Source organism: Streptomyces sp. NPDC006385, assembly GCF_040612485.1.
In the GTDB taxonomy this organism is placed as follows: Bacteria; Actinomycetota; Actinomycetes; order Streptomycetales; family Streptomycetaceae; genus Streptomyces.
Genome location: NZ_JBEXQG010000039.1, coordinates 43,320 through 61,176, shown reverse-complemented (window position 1 = coordinate 61,176; position 17,857 = coordinate 43,320). Strand labels below are relative to the sequence as shown.

Annotated in this window: 20 protein-coding genes and 4 pseudogenes; 16 read left to right on the top strand and 8 right to left on the bottom strand. The window is 67.7% G+C overall.

Features of this window, described 5'->3' with window-relative positions:
- Positions 1–37 precede the first annotated feature (37 nt).
- Positions 38–742, bottom strand: coding sequence for a hypothetical protein (locus ABZ078_RS26790; RefSeq protein ID WP_356579210.1), 705 nt, complete (start codon positions 740–742; stop codon positions 38–40).
- A gap of 202 nt (positions 743–944) precedes the next feature.
- On the opposite strand from ABZ078_RS26790, the gene ABZ078_RS26785 reads away from it, so the two are divergent.
- The gene (locus ABZ078_RS26785; protein ID WP_356579208.1) at positions 945–1,886 is read left to right on the top strand and encodes an RNA-binding protein; all 942 of its coding nucleotides are present in this window, start codon (positions 945–947) and stop codon (positions 1,884–1,886) included.
- A 67-nt stretch (positions 1,887–1,953) separates the two neighbouring features.
- On the opposite strand, the gene ABZ078_RS26780 is transcribed toward ABZ078_RS26785, so the two are convergent.
- From ABZ078_RS26780 to ABZ078_RS26765, 4 genes are all read right to left on the bottom strand, one after another.
- The gene (locus tag ABZ078_RS26780; protein WP_356579206.1) at positions 1,954–2,652 is read right to left on the bottom strand and encodes a hypothetical protein; all 699 of its coding nucleotides are present in this window, start codon (positions 2,650–2,652) and stop codon (positions 1,954–1,956) included.
- 19 nt (positions 2,653–2,671) lie between these two features.
- Positions 2,672–3,157 carry a hypothetical protein gene (locus ABZ078_RS26775; protein WP_356579204.1) on the bottom strand — a complete coding sequence of 162 codons (486 nt, stop codon included), beginning with the start codon at positions 3,155–3,157 and terminating at the stop codon, positions 2,672–2,674.
- A complete protein-coding gene (locus ABZ078_RS26770; RefSeq protein ID WP_356579249.1) occupies positions 3,154–3,705 on the bottom strand; it encodes a DUF4913 domain-containing protein in 552 nt (183 codons plus the stop codon). The genes ABZ078_RS26775 and ABZ078_RS26770 overlap by 4 nt, the downstream gene beginning before the upstream one ends.
- Before the next feature lie 241 nt (positions 3,706–3,946).
- A complete protein-coding gene (locus tag ABZ078_RS26765) occupies positions 3,947–4,702 on the bottom strand; it encodes a site-specific DNA-methyltransferase (protein ID WP_356579203.1) in 756 nt (251 codons plus the stop codon).
- 512 nt (positions 4,703–5,214) lie between these two features.
- Between ABZ078_RS26765 and ABZ078_RS26760 the strand changes: the two are divergent.
- From ABZ078_RS26760 to ABZ078_RS26720, 9 genes and pseudogenes are all read left to right on the top strand, one after another.
- A pseudogene (locus ABZ078_RS26760) lies at positions 5,215–5,430 on the top strand (hypothetical protein); the annotation flags it as partial.
- 1 nt (position 5,431) lies between these two features.
- Positions 5,432–5,575, top strand: a pseudogene (locus tag ABZ078_RS26755) (site-specific integrase); the annotation flags it as partial.
- Positions 5,576–5,592: 17 nt separating this feature from the next.
- Positions 5,593–5,936: pseudogene (locus ABZ078_RS26750) on the top strand (helix-turn-helix transcriptional regulator).
- Positions 5,933–7,747 (top strand): site-specific integrase, encoded by a 1,815-nt coding sequence (locus ABZ078_RS26745; RefSeq protein WP_356579201.1) that lies wholly within the window; start codon positions 5,933–5,935, stop codon positions 7,745–7,747. Before ABZ078_RS26750 ends, ABZ078_RS26745 begins: the two are co-directional and overlap by 4 nt.
- Positions 7,748–8,008: 261 nt before the next feature.
- Complete coding sequence (locus ABZ078_RS26740) at positions 8,009–8,341, top strand: hypothetical protein (RefSeq protein ID WP_356579199.1); 333 nt, start codon at positions 8,009–8,011, stop codon at positions 8,339–8,341.
- Between the two features lie 86 nt (positions 8,342–8,427).
- Positions 8,428–9,336 carry a hypothetical protein gene (locus tag ABZ078_RS26735; RefSeq protein ID WP_356579197.1) on the top strand — a complete coding sequence of 303 codons (909 nt, stop codon included), beginning with the start codon at positions 8,428–8,430 and terminating at the stop codon, positions 9,334–9,336.
- Positions 9,337–9,470: 134 nt separating this feature from the next.
- The gene (locus tag ABZ078_RS26730; RefSeq protein WP_356579195.1) at positions 9,471–9,905 is read left to right on the top strand and encodes an integrase; all 435 of its coding nucleotides are present in this window, start codon (positions 9,471–9,473) and stop codon (positions 9,903–9,905) included.
- Between the two features lie 141 nt (positions 9,906–10,046).
- On the top strand, positions 10,047–10,328 hold the full coding sequence (locus ABZ078_RS26725) for a PadR family transcriptional regulator (protein WP_356579194.1): 282 nt from the start codon (positions 10,047–10,049) through the stop codon (positions 10,326–10,328).
- Between the two features lie 47 nt (positions 10,329–10,375).
- Positions 10,376–10,579: pseudogene (locus ABZ078_RS26720) on the top strand (hypothetical protein); the annotation flags it as partial.
- Between the two features lie 701 nt (positions 10,580–11,280).
- Here ABZ078_RS26720 and ABZ078_RS26715 read toward each other — a convergent pair.
- Complete coding sequence (locus ABZ078_RS26715; RefSeq protein ID WP_356579192.1) at positions 11,281–11,577, bottom strand: hypothetical protein; 297 nt, start codon at positions 11,575–11,577, stop codon at positions 11,281–11,283.
- Positions 11,578–11,962: 385 nt separating this feature from the next.
- On the opposite strand from ABZ078_RS26715, the gene ABZ078_RS26710 reads away from it, so the two are divergent.
- Together ABZ078_RS26710 and ABZ078_RS26705 are read left to right on the top strand one after the other, a co-directional pair.
- The gene (locus ABZ078_RS26710) at positions 11,963–12,658 is read left to right on the top strand and encodes a response regulator transcription factor (protein ID WP_356579190.1); all 696 of its coding nucleotides are present in this window, start codon (positions 11,963–11,965) and stop codon (positions 12,656–12,658) included.
- Positions 12,651–13,742 (top strand): HAMP domain-containing sensor histidine kinase, encoded by a 1,092-nt coding sequence (locus ABZ078_RS26705; RefSeq protein WP_356579188.1) that lies wholly within the window; start codon positions 12,651–12,653, stop codon positions 13,740–13,742. Before ABZ078_RS26710 ends, ABZ078_RS26705 begins: the two co-directional genes overlap by 8 nt.
- A gap of 15 nt (positions 13,743–13,757) precedes the next feature.
- Here ABZ078_RS26705 and ABZ078_RS26700 read toward each other — a convergent pair whose 3' ends face one another.
- Both ABZ078_RS26700 and ABZ078_RS26695 read right to left on the bottom strand, forming a co-directional pair.
- Positions 13,758–14,030: a hypothetical protein gene (locus ABZ078_RS26700; RefSeq protein WP_356579187.1), complete on the bottom strand. Its 273-nt coding sequence runs from the start codon at positions 14,028–14,030 to the stop codon at positions 13,758–13,760.
- A 346-nt stretch (positions 14,031–14,376) separates the two neighbouring features.
- Positions 14,377–14,685, bottom strand: coding sequence for a hypothetical protein (locus tag ABZ078_RS26695; RefSeq protein WP_356579185.1), 309 nt, complete (start codon positions 14,683–14,685; stop codon positions 14,377–14,379).
- 117 nt (positions 14,686–14,802) lie between these two features.
- Here ABZ078_RS26695 and ABZ078_RS26690 point away from each other — a divergent pair, with 117 nt between their 5' ends.
- From ABZ078_RS26690 to vanX, 4 genes are read left to right on the top strand one after another with little or no spacing between them, the layout of a single operon-like run.
- Positions 14,803–15,090 (top strand): hypothetical protein, encoded by a 288-nt coding sequence (locus ABZ078_RS26690; RefSeq protein WP_356579183.1) that lies wholly within the window; start codon positions 14,803–14,805, stop codon positions 15,088–15,090.
- Between the two features lie 8 nt (positions 15,091–15,098).
- Positions 15,099–16,085 (top strand): D-isomer specific 2-hydroxyacid dehydrogenase family protein, encoded by a 987-nt coding sequence (locus ABZ078_RS26685; protein WP_356579182.1) that lies wholly within the window; start codon positions 15,099–15,101, stop codon positions 16,083–16,085.
- On the top strand, positions 16,078–17,145 hold the full coding sequence (vanA, locus tag ABZ078_RS26680) for a D-alanine--(R)-lactate ligase (protein ID WP_356579180.1): 1,068 nt from the start codon (positions 16,078–16,080) through the stop codon (positions 17,143–17,145). The genes ABZ078_RS26685 and vanA overlap by 8 nt, the downstream gene beginning before the upstream one ends.
- Positions 17,138–17,761 carry a D-Ala-D-Ala dipeptidase VanX gene (gene vanX / locus ABZ078_RS26675; RefSeq protein WP_356579179.1) on the top strand — a complete coding sequence of 208 codons (624 nt, stop codon included), beginning with the start codon at positions 17,138–17,140 and terminating at the stop codon, positions 17,759–17,761. Before vanA ends, vanX begins: the two co-directional genes overlap by 8 nt.
- Positions 17,762–17,857: the final 96 nt, after the last annotated feature.

The following is a 17,857-nucleotide window of genomic DNA, read 5'->3' as shown; positions in this document are numbered from 1 at the left end:
CGGAGAATCGCCGGTTTGGCTAACCGGCGATCGTCGGCTATGTTGCGCCGCGCCCGATCGGCCCGGGCGTTCCGCGCGAGCGGCCGGGAGAGCGCGGAGCAGGGGCCTTCGGCAGGGCGACCGGGCGGCTGGCTGCGGCTGCCGGGCGGACCGGCGGCAGAGGGCCGGCCTCGCCGGAAAGCCGGTCGTCGCACCACTGCAGGGCCTCGCCCACCGTGTCGAAGCCGCCCTCGCGCAAGGTGTGGGTCCAGGCGCCGGTGTCGACCTCCTCGACCACGACGCGGAACGGGGAGGGGGCTCGCTCCAGGGCGCGCAGCACCACGACGGTGACCATGTCGTCCGGGTCATCTCGGGTGGAGGAGTAGCCCATGGCGTAGTGGTCGCCATCGCCCGCGAGGCGTCGCTCCAGCGCACGCGTCGCCTCGTCGGCCAGCGGCGGGCTCAGCTCGGGGTTGAGGCCGATGGCGTCGGGCGGGCCGCCTCGGTGGATGAGCCAGGACTGCGCCATCACCGGCAGCGGCAGCGGCAACGGCAACGGCAACGGCAACGGCAACGGCAACAAAGCCTGCTCGAAGTCGAACGTCTCCTTCTCCCGGTCCCGCTTCAAGTGCACCGCGACGTACTGCGGCATGCCTGGGTGCCCGTAGGCGGCGGAGCGGCCGAACAGGACGTAGTAGCTGTGCGCCCCGTCGGGAGTGGGGTGTTCGGCAAGGGGACTGAGCCGAAGCTCAGGAGTTGTCACCAGCGGGACCGGCTGAGCTGGTGAATGGGGACGACCGAGGCAGCCTGGTTGTCACACGCGAGGCGTCCGACTTGTCACAGGCGCTCATTCGGCAGTCTTTCTGTCACCAGAAAGATCTGTCGGGCTGTGCAGCGGAACTGGGAACTGCGAGTTCGGCTCGGGACCTACGCTGGCGCTACCTTCCACCTTGTCTAGGAGTAGCGTGCCGCCTGCCTTCGTTCACCGGATCACGAAGTACGACCCCGCCGACCGTGACGAGCACGGCAGCTACCGGGGCGCGGAGGAGGCGGTCAGTGACCACGGGCCAGTCGAGGCCGCGTACCTGGAGGCAATCTCCGCGTTCGCGGAAGCTGTGGGCATCGACCGGCTGGAGATCCGTGAGCCCTCCGTCGCCGGGCTCGTCCACTTCGGTGCCCAGCCGGCGGTCGAGGGACACGGTCTTACCGGTCTCTTCCCGGCTGACCTCACCGGTTACCACGACGGCGCCGAGGTCTCCTTGGCGGTGGCCCTGGAGCTGATCCGCGTCATGCTCCGTGAGCAGGGCGCCTGGTGTCGGCTGGAGGCGGGAGACGTTTTTGCCGTGCACGTCGGATGGGACCAGTACGTGTACGTGGGCAGCGACCGACCCTGCACGGACGCCGTGGCCCGTACGCGGGAACTCGGCCTCTTCGCAGAACCGCTAGCCGCCTCCCCCTACGCCGCGGAACCAGAGGTGACAGAAGCCGCCGACGAAGGCTTCTGGGCGACGGTACGCACCGAGCTGGCGACGCGACAGGGCCTGCTCCTGGAGGAAACACACATCGTCAACGCCACACGCTGGCACCGTCTCACCACGGAAAACCTCAACACGGTGCGCGCCGGTCTCGGCCCGCGCGCCCTGCTGACCGTCTGGCCCGACCTGCAACCCGACGTCGGAGCGGTCCTGACCGCACTGCCGTCCGAATGGCACATCGAGTTCGTCTGGGAGACGAAGGACGGAACGATCAGAGACGTGACCGTCGATGAGACCCAGTACCAGGAGCTCGCTGCCCTGGTAGCCGACGCGCGAGCGGCCTGCGCGCTGTCCCTCTACACCGACGAACGCAGTCCACTGCTCCAAGCCGTTCTACCCGACAGCGACGGCGTGCTGCGCGCACGATGGTGACCCGATTCATGAGCTGAAGCTCAGGGTTGTCACGGCACCGGAAAGCTCCGCACCTCGCAGGTGGAGTTCAGCGATGCTGTGCCGGGGTGGACGGCGACGTGCCGGACCGGGCCGGGAGCTTCGACGCCTGGGTCGTGGGCGTACGTCGGGTGGCGAGCAGCGCGGCGCGTCCGGCGTCGGTGAGTGCGATCGGCTGGCCGGCGTGCACGGGGTGGCCGGTGTCCCGGACGACCATGCCGGCGTCCTCCAGCCGCTGCAGCTTGGCGTGAGAGATGCGGGCCCCGGAGGCAGCGGTCACGGACAATCGGCCGGTCAGCAGGTGTTCGTAAAGCTTGGCGCCGCCAGCGATGGCGAGTAGCGCCGCCTGGTCATCCATCGAGAGCGGCTTCGCGCCGGGCATTGAGGCCGCCGCGGCGGCCTCAATGGGCTCCAGGGCGGCGAGCACTTTCCGGGCAGCGGCGTCCCGCGCGCCGGCGGTCTCCTCCAGCTGAGCCACGGTGCGGTCGATGCGCGTGAACAAGGCGTCATCGACGTCGAACTCGCCGCTGGAAAGGCAGCCCAGGAGGCGGAGGTAGAAGGTGACGCCAGTCTGGGTCTTGGCCAACTCGCGGTGCTGGTCGACCAGCCGGGCATGCGGCTCGTCGAGGACGCCGCGGTCGCGGTAGGCCCACAGGGTGTCGATGTCGTGGCCGGTGACGGCTTCGAGACGATGGTCGAGGGGGGAGACCGCACGGCGGGCTGGTGTCGGCGCGGGTTCAGGGGGCATAGGCGGCGCTCCATAGCGTTCAGCGGGTGTGATGGTGCGCGGGGTTCTGGGCGGGACGGGGCAGACCCGGCAGTGCGGTGGGCGGCGGACCAGGCCGAGGCGCGGGAGCACGGCTGGTCAGCTGCGGGGAACGGGAGCGGGCCGCGTGGGTGCGGGCGCTCAGCGGCCGGCGGGTCATCCCCAGGCGGCGGCCGACCTCGTCATAGACATCGTTGCCCGCACGCGGCCGGACCGCGACGACGTGAATCTCCTTCTGGTGCGCGGACTCCGCAGGCGCAGGGCGGACGCCGTAGACGACGCGCCAGTCCTTGCGCGAGTCCACGAACAGCTTGCGATAGCCCTCCAGGTCACCGTCGAGGCGTAGCCCGAAGCGCTGCGCGTTCACGACTTCCTGCAGGTAGGCGAGGGCGAGGTCGCGGATATCGCCGGGGGCCTGGAGGAGATCGGTCAGCGCGCGGGGGTCGAAGCTCAGTCCGAAGGCGGGCTGTCCCACTCCCGCGGTCACGACGCCTGCTCGTCCGGCTCGGCGGTTCCTGCAGGCTGCGCCGTGGACGCCGCATCCGTGCGCACGGACGGCGGCGGGCCGGGCAGAAGACGGTGCGCGGGCCGATCGGGAGAAGTCATGCAGGCCGACAGCGGCCCGCCCGGTGCGCGGATCGCCGCAACGGCGTGGGTGAGGAAGTCCCGGTGCCACACGAACAGGCCGCTCAATCCGGCCTCGGGGTCCTTGTGCTGCTGGTACGCGAGCCACAGGGCGTGGAGCCAGGCCACGACATCATCGTGCTCCTGCCACTGCAGGCACCAGGGCGCCGCGGTGGTGACCTCCGCCCCGTAGACCGGGAGGAGGAAGTCGTCGACCCAGTCCGACAGAGCGTCGAGTTCGTCCTCCCTTTCCTCTCCGTCGAGTTCCAGGATCGGGCGGGGTTCCGGCGGAGCGGCGGCATGCGGGCCGCCGAGCCCCGGCATGCCGAACGCGGCGAACGGCGATCCGCCCGGTGCCGGGGCGGACGCGAGGTGGTCGAGTTGCTGCGCCTGTTGCGCCGACTGCTCCATGAGCCGTCGGACGCTCGCCTCGATTCCCTCCAGCTGCGGATCCGGAATGCGAACCGGCTCCAACTCCCCATTGTCAGACGGTTTTGTGGATTCGGGCATGAAAAAGCTGGGCCTCCTACGAGACGTGGAATGAGAGGAAGACGGAAGCGGCGACGCGCGGAGCGGCCAGCGAGTTTCAAGTCCGCTTCGTCGGATTGCCGGCCAGGGCGCCTGTCGCTTTGACGGGTAGCGCGCTCGCGGCTCAGGCAGTGAGAATGACGTCGTCTTGTGTGAGGGTCTCGCGGATCGTCTCGGTGAGCCGGTCGGCCGCAATCGACGCGTAGTGCTCGGTCTTCTCCACGCCGATGAAGTCCCGGCCTTCCAGCAGGGCGGCGACGCCCGTGGAGCCGGAGCCGGCGCAGAAGTCGAGCACCGTGCCGCCCTCGGGGCTGATCTTGACCAGCTCGCGCATCACCTCGACAGGCTTTTGCGTGATGTGCTGGCGCTTCGCCCCCGAGGGCTGCGAGGCCGAGTACATGCCGGGCAAATAGACGGGGTTCCGGGAGCCGTCGATCGCTCCCTTCGAGGCCCAGACGATGAATTCACAGTTTTGCGTGAACCGGCCCTTTTGCGGCCTGGCCTGCGGCTTGTGCCAGGCCAGCACACCGCGCCACAGCCATCCGGCCGCCTGGATCGCGTCCGTCGTGGTGGGCAGTTGGCGCCAGTCGGTGAACAGCAGCGCGGTTCCGCCGGGCTTCGTAAGGCGGTGGGCTTCGGTCATGATCTGCGTCAGCCAGAACGAGTAAGACCTCTGGTCCATGTTCTCGCCGGTGAAGTCGGCGAGGTCGTTCTTGGCGTCGGCGGAGGTGTACTTCTGCTTCGCGGAGCGGGTGGTGCGCTCCTTCGCGGTCCGACCCCCGCTGTTGTACGGCGGGTCGGTGATGACGGAGTCGACGCAGTCGTCCGGAAGGCCGGCGAGGACACTGAGGGCGTCGCCCTGGTGCAGGGAAAAAGGCAAAGAGGAACCCCTATTCGGGTGCGGAATCGCGGAGGGAACTCACCGCCTCGCGCAGAAGTCCTCGCGGGCCGGAAGTTGGCATGCAGAAGCCCAGGGCCGCAGACCGAGGAGGGCGAGGGGAGTCCAAAAACTGTAGAGGCGAATCCGCCGACGACCAAGAAGTGCGTTGCCGAGGTGCCGGATTCCGATACCTCGCGCCGACTTTTTGGTCAACCGCCGATCTGCGCCTACTGTTTTTGAACCGCCCGGCGCACACCGCCGCTGGCTACTCCCCGCCTCGCCTCACGGAGGTACCCCCTGCCCCGGCACACCTAGCTCACGGCCCGGCCACGCGGAGCGAGCGGCAACTCGCCCGCACAGGCCCGCCCCTGATCGCCCACCCCGGCCGCCGCGCCCTTCCCCCACGCCTCGCGCACGCGGCACGCCGGACACCGCACCCCGAAGGGCACCCTCGTGACGTCTCGCTACCCACCCCTGCCCGAAAACGCTGACCGGCGAGCGGTCCGCTCCGGTTGAAGTGGCTCGCCGCCGGCGTCGGCGTCGTCTTCCTCTCCCCGATCCTGCTCGGCGGCGCCGGCATGATGCTGGCCTCCTCAGCCGACGCCGTGCAGAGCAGCGGTTCCTTCAGCAACTGCCTGACCGACCTCGACACCGACAAGGTCGCCGAACAGGTCACCAAGATCCTCGACGGCGCCTCCGGCAGAGGCGTCCACATCGAGGGCCTGGACCGAGGACGGCGTCGACCGTCGTTTCATCCAGCAGCAGGTCGGCCACGACTGCGACAGCTCCACCGCGATCTACACGCACGTCAGCGACGACTTCATGAACACTGCTCTGAGCAAGGCACTGGCCCCGGCGTTCGCTGGCGTCTGACGAGGAAGGACCCGATGATGGCCGCCAAGCTCGACTACCACTGGCACCTGCGCAAGATCATGGCGGACCGCGGGATGTTCTCCACCACCGATCTCATGGCGCCGTTGAAGGAACGCGGCATCACGCTGTCCAGCAGCCAGGTCTACCGCCTCGTCGTGGACGACCCGAGCGACTCAGTCTCAAGATCCTCATGGCCCTGCTCGACATCCTCGACTGCCCCATGGACGACCTCATCGAACCGATCGCCACGGCCGCGGCGGCGAAGAAGCCCAAGAAGGCCGCCGCAGGTGGGACCTCCGTCACCGAAGGTGTCGGCGAGCTGCGGCCAAGGCGAGCGCGGATCAGTGGAGTTGACCGGTGATTGAGAACTCTGAGGAGGTCCTCGCCGATCCGGTCGGGATGATCGTGCGGCTGGTCGGTAACGTCGAGAAGCACCTGGACGCCGACCGCGTCCGTGGCATCGTCTGCAACCTCGTACGCTCACGGGCCGGCCGCCGCAATCTCGCCCAGGCGCTCCACGACAACCCCTCGCTGCTGCGGACCGGCAAGCCACCCGCGCCGTTCCGCGTCGCCAAGCTGCTGATGGCCCTCCGTGAAGCAGGTGCTCGGGACACCGCCCTGCCCCATTGCGGTGAATGCGGTCGCCCCCGCCCCTACGTCGGCAGCCGCTCGGGCGGACGCTGGGGATGCTCACCCTGCTTCGACAAGCCCGCCGTCTGCGCGGGCTGCCGTCAGCAGCGGCGAGTCGTCAGGCGTGACCGCCATGGCCAGCCCCGATGCGCCAAATGCCCCGACATCGACGGCGATCCCGTCAAGGAACTCACCCAGCTGATCACCGGCCTCGACCCGGCGCTCGATGCTGACACCGTCCGGACCGCTCTCGAACGAGCCACGAAGCGGCCTGCCGGGCAGTACCGACTGGCCTGGGCCGTGATCGAGCGTCCCGAGCTGCTGACCAGCGCCGGGCACGAGGCTCCCACTCCGGCGGTGCTGCGGTTCATCAGCGAACTCGTCGCCGGCGGCGCCACCACCGTCGTCAAGCCGGCCTGTCCGCGCTGCCACGGGGTGAAGGCGCTGTCGAAGCTCCTGGAGGGCCAGCGGATCTGCCGGGCCTGTTTCGCCAAGCATGCGGCTGTCCCCTGCGCACGTTGCGGCGCCGTTCGTGAACCCGCTACACGGGATGCCGCCGGTCAGCCGCTGTGTCCCACCTGTCTGATCCGTGACCCGGTCAATCTAGAAGTCTGCGTCGGCTGCGGCCGCCGTCGGCCGGTCGCGGTCCGGCTCGCCGACGGTGTCCGCTGCCCCAGCTGCAGGCCGAAGGAGGTCCAGGAGTGCGGGCATTGCGGCCGCACCGCCCCTTGCGAGATGTCCCGGGCCACCGGACAGCCCTGGTGCGAACGCTGCCAGCAGCGATGGGTGACCTGCAACGGCTGCGGCAACGTCGCCCAAGCCCGCGGCGGCAGCTTCGAGGAGCCGTTGTGCGCGAAGTGCACCAATCCCGACCCCGGCTTCTGGGGACGCTGCCCGGTCTGCGAGACCACCTGGCAGCTCAGCCCCCGGGCCTGCCAGCGATGCGTCCTCGACCAGAGGATCCGCGGTCTACTCGGCAACAACACCGGCACCATCGGCCCTGAACTTGTGCCGTTCCACGAGGCATTGACGAGTGCCGAGCGCCCCGATGTCGCTCTGGCCTGGATCTCCCGGCCGAAGGTCCAGGACATGCTGGAACGCATCGGCCGCGACGAACGCCGCGTCACCCACGACATCCTCGACGACCTTCCTGCGGGCAAGGTGCTCGCGCACCTTCGCAGCGTCCTCGTTGCCACGGGAGCCCTGACGCCTCGCGACGAACGGCTCGTCGCCCTGGAGAAATGGATCACCGAAACGGTCCAGGCCCGCACGGACATCACCGCACGCCGGATCCTGCACGGCTACGCGGTCTGGCACCACCTGCGCCGACTCCGCCGGCGCATCGGCGACCAGCACACCACCCAGCTCCAGGACCTCAACGTTCGCTGCCACGTCACCGCCGCCGACAACTTTCTCACCTGGCTCGCCGCCCAGGGACTCGCCCTGGACGCCTGCACGCAAGCCGACCTGGAACGCTGGATGACCGATCCCGCCTTCACTTACCGCGACGAGACCGGCCACTTCGTCCGCTGGTCCGTATAGCACCGCCATGCGCATGGCCTCACCTTCGGCACTGTCCGCTGGACAGGCCCGCAGGGCACCATCGACAGCGAGAAACGCTGGGCCGACGCACGACGCCTCCTCAACGACGACACCCTGCCCACCGCGGACCGCGTCGCCGGGCTGCTGCTGATCCTCTACGCACAGAAGATCTCCACCATCAGCCAGCTCACCGTCGACGACGTCAATATCACCGGCGAGACCGTCGCGATCGCCTTCGGGACCTCGCCGGTCGTCCTCCCCATGCCGCTGGCCACCCTGGTCCGCGAACTCGTCGCGAACCGACGAGGCAAGGCCAAGATCGGCACCCGGGATGATGCTCCCTGGCTCTTCCCCGGAGGCCAGCCAGGTCGCCCGCTCAGCGACAGCCAGATCGGCCTGCGGCTCCACAAGATCGGCATTCAACCCCAACAGGACCGTTCCACTGCCCTGTTCACCCTCGCCGCAGAACTCCCCGCCGCGATCCTCGCCCGGATGCTCGGCGTCCACATCCAGGTCGCCGTCCAGTGGCAGAAGGCATCCGGCGGGGACTGGGCCGCCTATGCCGCCGACGTCAGCCAGCGAGGAAGATCATGACTGAGGTATTCCGATGCAGCCCGCTGACTGCTCGGGGGGGCGGGCGCACCCTTCTCATGGTTCACCTCACACCATCAGGGAGCAGTGTGAAGAAGCAACACTCCGAACAGTTCGCCTTCTGGGTCTGTCGGCGCCTCTTCGGTCAACTCACCCCCTACGACCGGTGCTTCATCTGCGGCGACATGCACATACCGCCCACACCCCAACACCCCCACAACGGCCGCTACGACTTCACCGGACCACGGGCCGCCGTCGAAGTCGTATCCATCGTCGACTCCGGCACGCTGCGGAACTTCTCCTCCTGGAACAAGCATCACGAGGGCAACTACATGGGCGACCTCGAGGGGCCGCCCTCCGACTTCGGTCTCACCCTCCCGTGGGTCATCGGCATTCCGGCAACAACGCTAGTCCGCGACTATGACCAGGTCCTTGAGGCCGTCCGCTCCATGGAGTACGCCAGCATCTACTCAACAACGCCTTACGACAGTAGAAACAAGAGCCACCGATCCCACCAACCAGGCCGCCTCCACTGCATCTTCTGCCAGGTAGCCTTCACCGCATCCTTCAGCGCCCACGTGGACCCCGAAGGGCTCATTGCTTCCCGGCCCGGCCTGGCCATCATCACCGTGTCCGAAAGCATCAGGCACGCACTCCCCGACATCTGGGAGTCCATCCGGAACCTTCTCAACCCCACCATCCAGCTGCGCAGCGATGTCATGGCCAAGCTGGACCTGGCCGAGCAGCACGGAAAACAGCGCCGCGTCGCTTGCTTTGTCCTTGACGATTTCATCTCCATGGGGCTGTGGAACGACGAGCTCAAAGACACCCAGCTCATGTCTTTCGACTGGGAAGCGATCCATCCCGTCACTGACGTCGTCGTAGCTTCCCCCTGGCAGAAACGCGCCCTGGTCTTTCACCACGACCAACCCGCACGCTCTGTATACGTGCGTGGCGCCGACAAGCCTCCGCACCCCCGCACTGTGGGCTGCCCCTAGTGCTTCGGCAGCACCTGCGGGGACGCTCCATCGCTCCAGTTCGGCACGTGGTCACCTATCGCGCCGAGACCAGCTGCGAGTGCCACCTGGACCCGGCATTCAGACAGTTCCAATACCCGACTCCACCGTTAGCCGTGTTCGACGAAGACGTCATCCGCCATTACCTCGCCCATCTCAACGAACGCCGCCAGCTCCGCCCCGACCACGAATACCGCGACGTCACCAGCGACGAGTGGGACGAGTTCGAGGAGCACGTCGACAAGCGCAAGGTCGAACTCGGCGCATGCGGGCGTCCCTACGGCACCCCCTGCCAGCATGAACACGCGTGCATCCGACGTCCCATGCTCCAGGTCAGCCCCAAGATGATCAGCCGGCTTGACGACCTGGAAGCCGACCTCATCACCCGCAGAGCCCGCGCTCAAGCCGAGGGCTGGGCCGGTGAGCTCGAAGGGCTCGACCTCACCCTCCAGCTCCTCCGCGCCAAGCGCGACGACACCCACCGCCGAACCCAACGCCCCACCGTCGACCTCGGCATTCCCACACCTCGCAGAACAAAGAAGGATCAGTGAAACCCGACTAGCGCCGGTCCGACCGCCGCGCCCTCGACTGCCATCTCGACCGCGGTACCGTCTGTCGTACTCGACATATGCTCCACGCGGTGCTTCACTCGTGATATGGCATCAATTCGACTTACACGCCCGACACTTGAGGTGATCAAGGTGTTGCTGGCGTCCACCCCCGACTCCCCCGCCTGGGGTCTGAAGATCTGCGAGGAGGCCGATCTCGGGTCCGGGACGGTGTACCCCATCCTCGAGCGCCTGGTCGACGCGGGCTGGGTCACCCGGTACGAGGAGACCGGGGAGCACCCAGGCAGGCCCAAGCGGTACTACTACGAGCTCACGGCAGTCGGCCAGCAGGCGGCGCGCGAGGCGAGGGAACGGAAGCCCCGGTTCTTCGGGCTGCGCGCCAGGGCCGAAGGGGGCGCGGCATGAGCACGGAGGGGCAGCGCGAAGAGGACGACCGCCCCGGGTGGCCGACCATTCTCGCCGTTCTGATCCCGATCCTGGCCGGAACGGCGACCGCGATCTTCTTGCTGGTGGGCTACGGGGTGAAGCTGCTCGACCCGGAGTCGGCGTTCGCCCAAGACCTGCTCAGCGGCGGCTGGCTCTTCGGCACGATCACGGCACTCGCCATCCTGCTCGCCGCCGCCAGCCTCTTGATCACCGCTCTACGCAATCGCCCGCCGGGCGCGGAGGAAGAGACCCCGGCCTCCTCCCACACTCGTACGCCCCCCACGCCGGGCAGAGCCGCCCGCCGGACCGTGGACCTCGCCTCCTTCGTAGCCGGCCGACACAGGGCACACCTCCGGCAGGAGTGGGCAGCGGTCCTAGCCGGCGATCCGGGAAACGGCATCGTCCTCTCCCCCAGCCGCAGGGCGCGTTACGCCCTCGGCTTCCTCTGGGCGGCATTGCGCATGCGCCTACGGGACTTGGTCGCCCCCCTATGGCTGCCGGTCGACTGGCTGCTCTCGAAGGAATCACGAACGAACGGACTGATCACCGCGGCCGTCGGCACCCAGGTCGTCTACATCCAGCACGCGGACGGCCTGCACACCCTGCTCACCGATGGCTGGGGCTGGTGCGCCGGATGCGGCATCGCCCTGCGCCTTCTCGTCGGGTGGCTGCGCCGGATCAGGGGCATCGAACTCGCCTCGGCGCGCGAGAACGCCGAGGGCGGCTAGGCCAGCGCATCTTCGCCCATCGAACGAGTTCAGCGACCTCCTCACGGGTCAGCTCGTGGTCGTCCTAGTTCGGGAAGATGCCCTCGCATCCGGAGGCATGGCTGATCACCCGCTGATTGTTGGTGCAGCTGGCCATCCAGGACCCTGTCCTGGCCACAACCGGCCGTCCGGCGCCCCATGCCAGCAACCGATCAGCTGTCCCCTCAGGAAAGGAACATCCTCCTGCGTCTCATAGCCCGCCCCACCCATTCGAGTGAAGTGCAGATAAGCACCGACTGCTGGAAGGCGGCGCGCGATGCCGACACGGAGTCGAAGGGTTCGAGCGGCGCCTTCGTGCTCTGCAGGAGGCCGGAGAGGTCGTCGACCCGCGGATCTCGCAGATCGAACGGCTCAAGGCCCAGGTCGCCGAGCTCAAGGAACGCCTGGCTCAGCGGGACGAGACCGTTGCCGAGCTCACCACGTTCAAGGAACTCGCCGTCTCGCGCCTGGCCGCACAGCACGACGAGATCGTACGTCTACGGGAACAGGCCGCAGCCCTCGGCAGCGTCCGCCGCCCGCCCGCCGCCCGCCCCGGAACGGCCCCGTACGGATCGTGCAGCTGAGCCTGACGCTACCGACGGGTCCGGACACGGCGAGGGAGGCCGTCGGTATGACCTGCCGTGTTCCCTCGCCGTCCGCACCAATGACCCCCTCGGGGGTGACGCTGATCGAGGGCTCGTCGATGGGCAGATCGTGGTGTTCATACAGGTCACGGCCCCCGAATGCCTTCCCGGGATGCTCGTTGAAGGCGGTCACGATGCACTGATAGACGGTGGCGCGGTGTCGTCGGCGCGTATGCGGTTTTTGATACGCGGACGATATATGCCCGCTCGTAACATCGAGAGTATGCGTGTGTTGATCGTCGAGGACGAACCCTATATGGCGGAAGCCATCCGCGATGGCCTGCGCCTGGAAGCAATCGCGGCCGACCTCGCGGGCGACGGCGACATCGCCTTGGAAATGCTGAGCATCAACAGCTACGACATTGCCGTCCTCGACCGCGACATCCCCGGCCCTTCCGGTGACGAGATCGCCAAACGCATCGTCGCCTCGGGCAGCGGCATGCCGATCCTCATGCTGACCGCGGCCGACCGCCTCGACGACAAGGCATCCGGCTTCGAACTCGGCGCCGACGACTATCTCACGAAACCGTTCGAACTGCAGGAACTCGTCCTCAGGCTCCGGGCGCTCGACCGCAGGCGTGCCCACAGCCGGCCTCCGGTCCGTGAGATCGCGGGGCTGCGGCTGGATCCGTTCCGACGCGAGGTCTACCGGGACGGCCGCTACGTCGCGCTGACGCGCAAGCAGTTCGCCGTACTCGAGGTCCTCATCGCCGCCGAGGGTGGTGTCGTCAGCGCCGAGGAACTTCTGGAGCGCGCGTGGGATGAGAACGCCGATCCGTTCACCAATGCTGTGCGCATCACCGTCTCAGCACTGCGCAAGCGTCTCGGTGAGCCGTGGATCATCGCCACGGTCTCCGGCGTCGGCTACCGAATCGATGCACAGCCGCAGGCCGGAGAGAGGGGAGAGAACCGTGGATAGAGCGCCTGGATTGAGTGTCCGCCTCAAGCTCACCCTCAGCTACGCCGGATTCCTCATGCTCGCCGGTGCCTTGGCGCTCGCCGCCGCAGGAGTGTTCCTCCTGCGACAGGGGTGGTTGCAAACCAACGAAGAGGGGGCATGGAAAAGAAACCCGGTCACCGACTTCGTGCAGGGTTTCGCGCCAACGGCAGCCGCAGTAATGGTGTTCCTCCTCGTGTTCGGCCTCCTGGGAGGATGGATCCTCGCCGGTCGTATGCTCGCCCCCCTGGCTCGCATCACCAACGCCACCCGCACGGCCGCTACGGGATCGCTCTCGCACCGTATCCAGATGCCGGGCCGCCAGGACGAGTTCCGCGAACTTGCCGACGCCTTCGACGCGATGCTCGCACGGCTTGAAGCACACGTCGCCGAGCAGCAGAGATTCGCGGCAAACGCCTCGCACGAACTACGCACCCCGCTGGCAATCTCGAAGTCACTTCTCGACGTGGCCCGCACCGATCCATCACACGACACCGGCGAAGTCCTAAACCGCCTCCAAGCTGTCAATACCCGAGCGATCGACCTCACTGAAGCATTGCTCTTGCTCAGCCGAGCCGACCAGCGATCCTTCACCCGAGAACAGGTCGACCTGTCCCTCATGGCGGAAGAAGCCACCGAAACACTGCTCCCCCTCGCAGAAAAGAACGGCGTCACCATCGAGACCCGCGGCGACATCACCCCCGCGAGCGGATCGCCAGCGCTCCTGCTGCAACTGACCATGAACCTCGTGCACAACGCGATCGTCCACAATCTGTCCGAACAGGGCAGGGTGTGGGTCACTACCAGCGCCCACCCCGGCACCGTGATGCTCACGGTCGAAAACACCGGCGAGAATCTGCCTCCACACCTGGTCTCGACGCTCACTGAACCATTCCAGAGGGGCACTGAGCGCATCCACGCCAACCAGACGGGCGTCGGCCTCGGCTTGGCAATCGTCACAACCATCACTCGCGCACACGACGGCACCCTCACCCTCACCCCGCGCGACACCGGCGGCCTGCGCATCACGGTGGAACTGCCCGCGCGCACGTCCCCGCGGTCGTGATAGGCGCCCCGCCGACTACGCGGGTGGTGCGGCCATGTCGACGTACGGCCAGGACCTGCCGGATGTCCCAGCGTGCTGCGCGGCATCGTGGGCATTGTTGTGCGCCACGTCCTCGGCGCGCTGGATGCCGCGTTCGGTGTGCTCGAGCACCACGTGGGCCTCAAGGGCGGCGGACACCGAGTCCACCCAGGCATCGGCCGCCCGTTCCAGCGACCACAGGCCGCCGGCCAGGGCCACGTCGTTGTAGAAGCGGGCCCGGCCCAGCAGACCCTGGTCGTAGCCGGGCAACGAGCGCGATCCCGAGAGGCGTGCTCCGGCCAGCCGCTCGGACCAGTTGCGCAGGCTGTCCGTGGCGTGGCTGACGTATACCGCAATGTTCCAGCCGAGTTCCGGATGCCGCTCGTCGCCCCGGCGTCCCTCGACCAGTGCCGCCTACCGCGCGGGCAGTCCCTCGACCTGGTCCATGGCGTCGTCCGGCGTCAGCGACCAGTCGAAACCGCAGCCGCTGGTCGGCGTCCCGGCGGCCTCACGCGGTCCGAGCGGCGGTCTCCGAAGAAACCGCCCTCCCCACCCGGCGTGAGCGCGCAGGCGCGCGCCTCCGGCTGAAGGACGCACTCAGCGACGCGTGGCAGGGTCACGAGATCGGCGTCGGCGGGGGTGAAGCCAGCGGCGCGAACTTGTCGGGTTCGTGCCGATACACCGCGCGCCTATTTTCCGGCACCGGGTCGACCCCGGTGAGCGGGGCGCGGCGCTCCACCTGTTCCCAGAGGTCCAGCACGGCGACGTTGAGCGCCAGCTCGGTGCGTACGGCGAGGTTGCGTGCCGTCTGGCTCGCATCGCCGAGACCGAGGACCACGTTCTGGCCCAGGACCCAAGCGGAGGAGATCGGGGCGAGGTTGGCGGTTCCGTCGTCGTGCTCGGTGGTCAACAGGACCACGGGCATGCCGAAATACAGAATGCTCGGGCGGATCGCACGGGGGGTTTCGTCCGTCATAGGCCAGGACACTGCGGTCAAGGCCCTTCGGCCGGCGTCGAAGCGTCGCCCGCCGACTATGGCCGGGTGACCAGCACCGACACCTTCGCGGAAGAGCCCGACCTAGCGTCCTTGGGTGCGCTGCTGACGGATCGCACCAGCGCCGCCATGTGCCTAACCCTGCTCGACGGCCGCGCCTGGACGGCCGCCGACCTGGACCGGCTCGCCGGGGGTGGCGCCGTTCACCGCGAACAGCCACCGCGACCGGCTGGTGGCCTGCTGGGCGAACACCGCGCGGGTCGGCAAAGCGGGCCGACAACGTATCGGCGGCGTATCGAAAACTGCATACGCGCCGGCAACACCCTGTTTCCTTGAATGGAGGCATGACCTACAGCGAACCAGTGGGAATCACCGCTTTCGGATGCGGGCGGGACGAAGCCGCACGGTTCCGGGAGCTGGCGCCCCGATTCGGAGTGACGCCGACGATCACAGAATCCGCGGTGTCGGAGGAGACCGCCCATCTGGCATCCGGAAACCGGTGCATCAGCGTCGGGCACAAGACCCGGATCACCCCGGCGACACTTCGTGCGCTGAGCCGAGTCGGCGTCTCCTACATCTCCACAAGAAGCATCGGGTACGACCACATCGACGTGGATCATGCGGGCCGCGTCGGCATTTCCGTCGGGAACGTCTGCTATTCCCCCGACAGCGTCGCCGACTACACGGTGATGATGCTGCTGATGGCGGTGCGCCACGCCAAGTCAACCGTCCGCCGCGCGGATGTGCACGACTACCGGCTGCACGACGTACGGGGGAAAGAGCTGCGCGACCTGACCGTCGGCGTGGTCGGAACGGGGCGCATCGGCACGGCCGTCACGGAAAGGCTCCGCGCCTTCGGATGCCGGATATTGGCGTACGGAAATCGTGCCGGTGAATCCGGTGGCCCCGGCGACGAGGTGTCGCTCGATGAATTGCTGAGGTCGAGCGACGTCGTCACGCTCCATGCGCCGCTCAACGCCGAGACGCACCACCTTCTCGACCGTGAGCGCATCCAGCGGATGAAACCCGGCGCGTTCGTGGTCAACACCGGGCGCGGTGCCCTCATCGACACCACTGCGCTGGTCACGGCGCTGGAGGACGGGCGCCTGGCCGGTGTCGCCCTCGACGTCGTCGAGGGCGAGGAAGGCGTGTTCTACGCCGACCGGCGGAACGCGCCCATCGACAGCAAGCCACTGCTGCGGCTGCAGGAAATGCCGAACGCGTTCATCAGTCCGCACACCGCGTATTACACGGACCGTGTCCTGAGCGACATGGTCGAGAACTCGATCACCAACTGCCTGGAATTCGAAAGCAGGAATCAGCATGCCTAAGGCCAAGCTTCAGGTCGGAATCCTCTTCGGAGGCTGCTCGGAGGAACACCCCATCTCCATCAAGTCCGCACAGGAGATCGCTCGGAACCTCGACCCGGACAAGTACGAGCCGTACTTCATCGGGATCACGCGCAACGGCGCCTGGAAACTCTGCGAGGGCCCCGCCGCAGACTGGGAGAGCGGCGCATACCGGCCCGTCGTGCTGTCCCCGGACCGCGGCGTGCGCGGACTTCTCGTCCTCGATCAGGGGAAGTACGAGACGATCGGCCTGGATGTCGTGGTGCCCGTCCTGCACGGCAAGCTCGGGGAGGACGGCGCGATCCAGGGCCTGCTCGAGCTGTCCGGAATCCCGTACGTGGGGTGTGACGTCCAGAGTTCCGCGCTGGGCATGGACAAGTCCCTCGCCTATGTCGTCGCCGCCGGCGCCGGAATCGCCACGCCGAATTTCTGGACGGTCGCGGCGGGCGAGGACATCAACGCCGACCGGCTCACCTATCCCGTCTTCGTGAAGCCGGCCCGCTCGGGATCGTCCTTCGGGGTCAGCAAGGTGGCGAATGCGGAAGAACTGCCGGCCGCGCTGGACGTCGCCCGGCGGTACGACACGAAAGTCCTGGTCGAGGAGGCGGTTGTCGGCAGCGAGGTCGGCTGCGCCATCCTGGGCGGCGGAACGGACCTGACCGCGGGAGAAGTCGACCGCATCGCCCTGTCCCACGGATTCTTCCGGATCCACCAGGAGGACGAACCCGAGACCGGCTCCGACAATTCGACGCCGATCGTCCCCGCCGACATTCCGGCTGAATCCCGGGCACGCGTCCAGGAAGTGGCGAAGGCCGTCTACCGCGCCCTGGGCTGCAGCGGACTCGCCCGAGTGGACCTGTTCCTCAAGGACGACGGACAGGTCGTCCTCAACGAGGTCAACACATTCCCCGGCATGACCTCGTACAGCCGCTATCCGAGGATGATGGCCGCCGCCGGCGTTCCGCTGTCCGAAGTGATCGACCGCCTGGTGACCGGGACGCTCGCCCGGCCCCTGGCTCCGCCGGAGCAGGCCGATGCGTAACGACTTCGTCTTCATAGACGAGTACATGCCCGGGGTCCGCTGGGACGCCAAGTACGCCACCTGGGACAACTTCACCGGAAAGCCGGTCGCCGGATACCTGGCCAATCGCATCGTCGGCACCAGGGCCCTGTGTGCGGCATTGCAGAGCGCGCAAGAAGAGGCGGCCTCGCACGGATTCGGCCTCCTTCTCTGGGACGGCTACCGCCCGCAACGCGCCGTGGACTCTTTTCTGCGCTGGGCGGAGCAGCCGGAGGACGGCCGCACCAAGCACCGCCACTACCCCAATATCGACCGGCCCGAGATGTTCGAGAACGGATATGTGGCCGTCAAGTCGGGCCACAGCCGCGGCAGTACGGTCGACCTGACGCTGTACCACCTGGAAAGCGGCGACCTCGCCGCCATGGGCGGCGACCACGACCTGATGGACTCGATCTCGCACCACGGAGCGGAAGGAATCTCGCGCGCCGCGGCGGACAACCGCAGGCGTCTTCGCTCCATCATGGAGACCAGCGGATTCAGCTCCTACGCCCGCGAATGGTGGCATTACACGCTCAAGGACGAGCCCTACCCGGACACCTATTTCGACTTTCCCATCACACAGGTGAGTCTGGGATGAATACGCCGAGGCTCCGGCGGTCCGGCCGGAGCCTCGGCCCATCCCCGGACGCCGAACGGCGAGGGCGAGCACCCCACCAGAGCCCACCACGTATCG

Bases quoted from the DNA above. Each gene is read 5' to 3' on its own strand.
- ABZ078_RS26780 (WP_356579206.1), bottom strand. From the start codon at position 2,652: ATGCCCCCTGAACCCGCGCCGACACCAGCCCGCCGTGCGGTCTCCCCC.
- ABZ078_RS26770 (WP_356579249.1), bottom strand. From the start codon at position 3,705: ATGGAGCAGTCGGCGCAACAGGCGCAGCAACTCGACCACCTCGCGTCC.
- ABZ078_RS26740 (WP_356579199.1), top strand. From the start codon at position 8,009: ATGCCGCTGGCCACCCTGGTCCGCGAACTCGTCGCGAACCGACGAGGC.
- ABZ078_RS26710 (WP_356579190.1), top strand. From the start codon at position 11,963: ATGCGTGTGTTGATCGTCGAGGACGAACCCTATATGGCGGAAGCCATC.
- ABZ078_RS26695 (WP_356579185.1), bottom strand. From the start codon at position 14,685: ATGCCCGTGGTCCTGTTGACCACCGAGCACGACGACGGAACCGCCAAC.
- ABZ078_RS26685 (WP_356579182.1), top strand. From the start codon at position 15,099: ATGACCTACAGCGAACCAGTGGGAATCACCGCTTTCGGATGCGGGCGG.
- vanA (WP_356579180.1), top strand. From the start codon at position 16,078: ATGCCTAAGGCCAAGCTTCAGGTCGGAATCCTCTTCGGAGGCTGCTCG.
- vanX (WP_356579179.1), top strand. From the start codon at position 17,138: ATGCGTAACGACTTCGTCTTCATAGACGAGTACATGCCCGGGGTCCGC.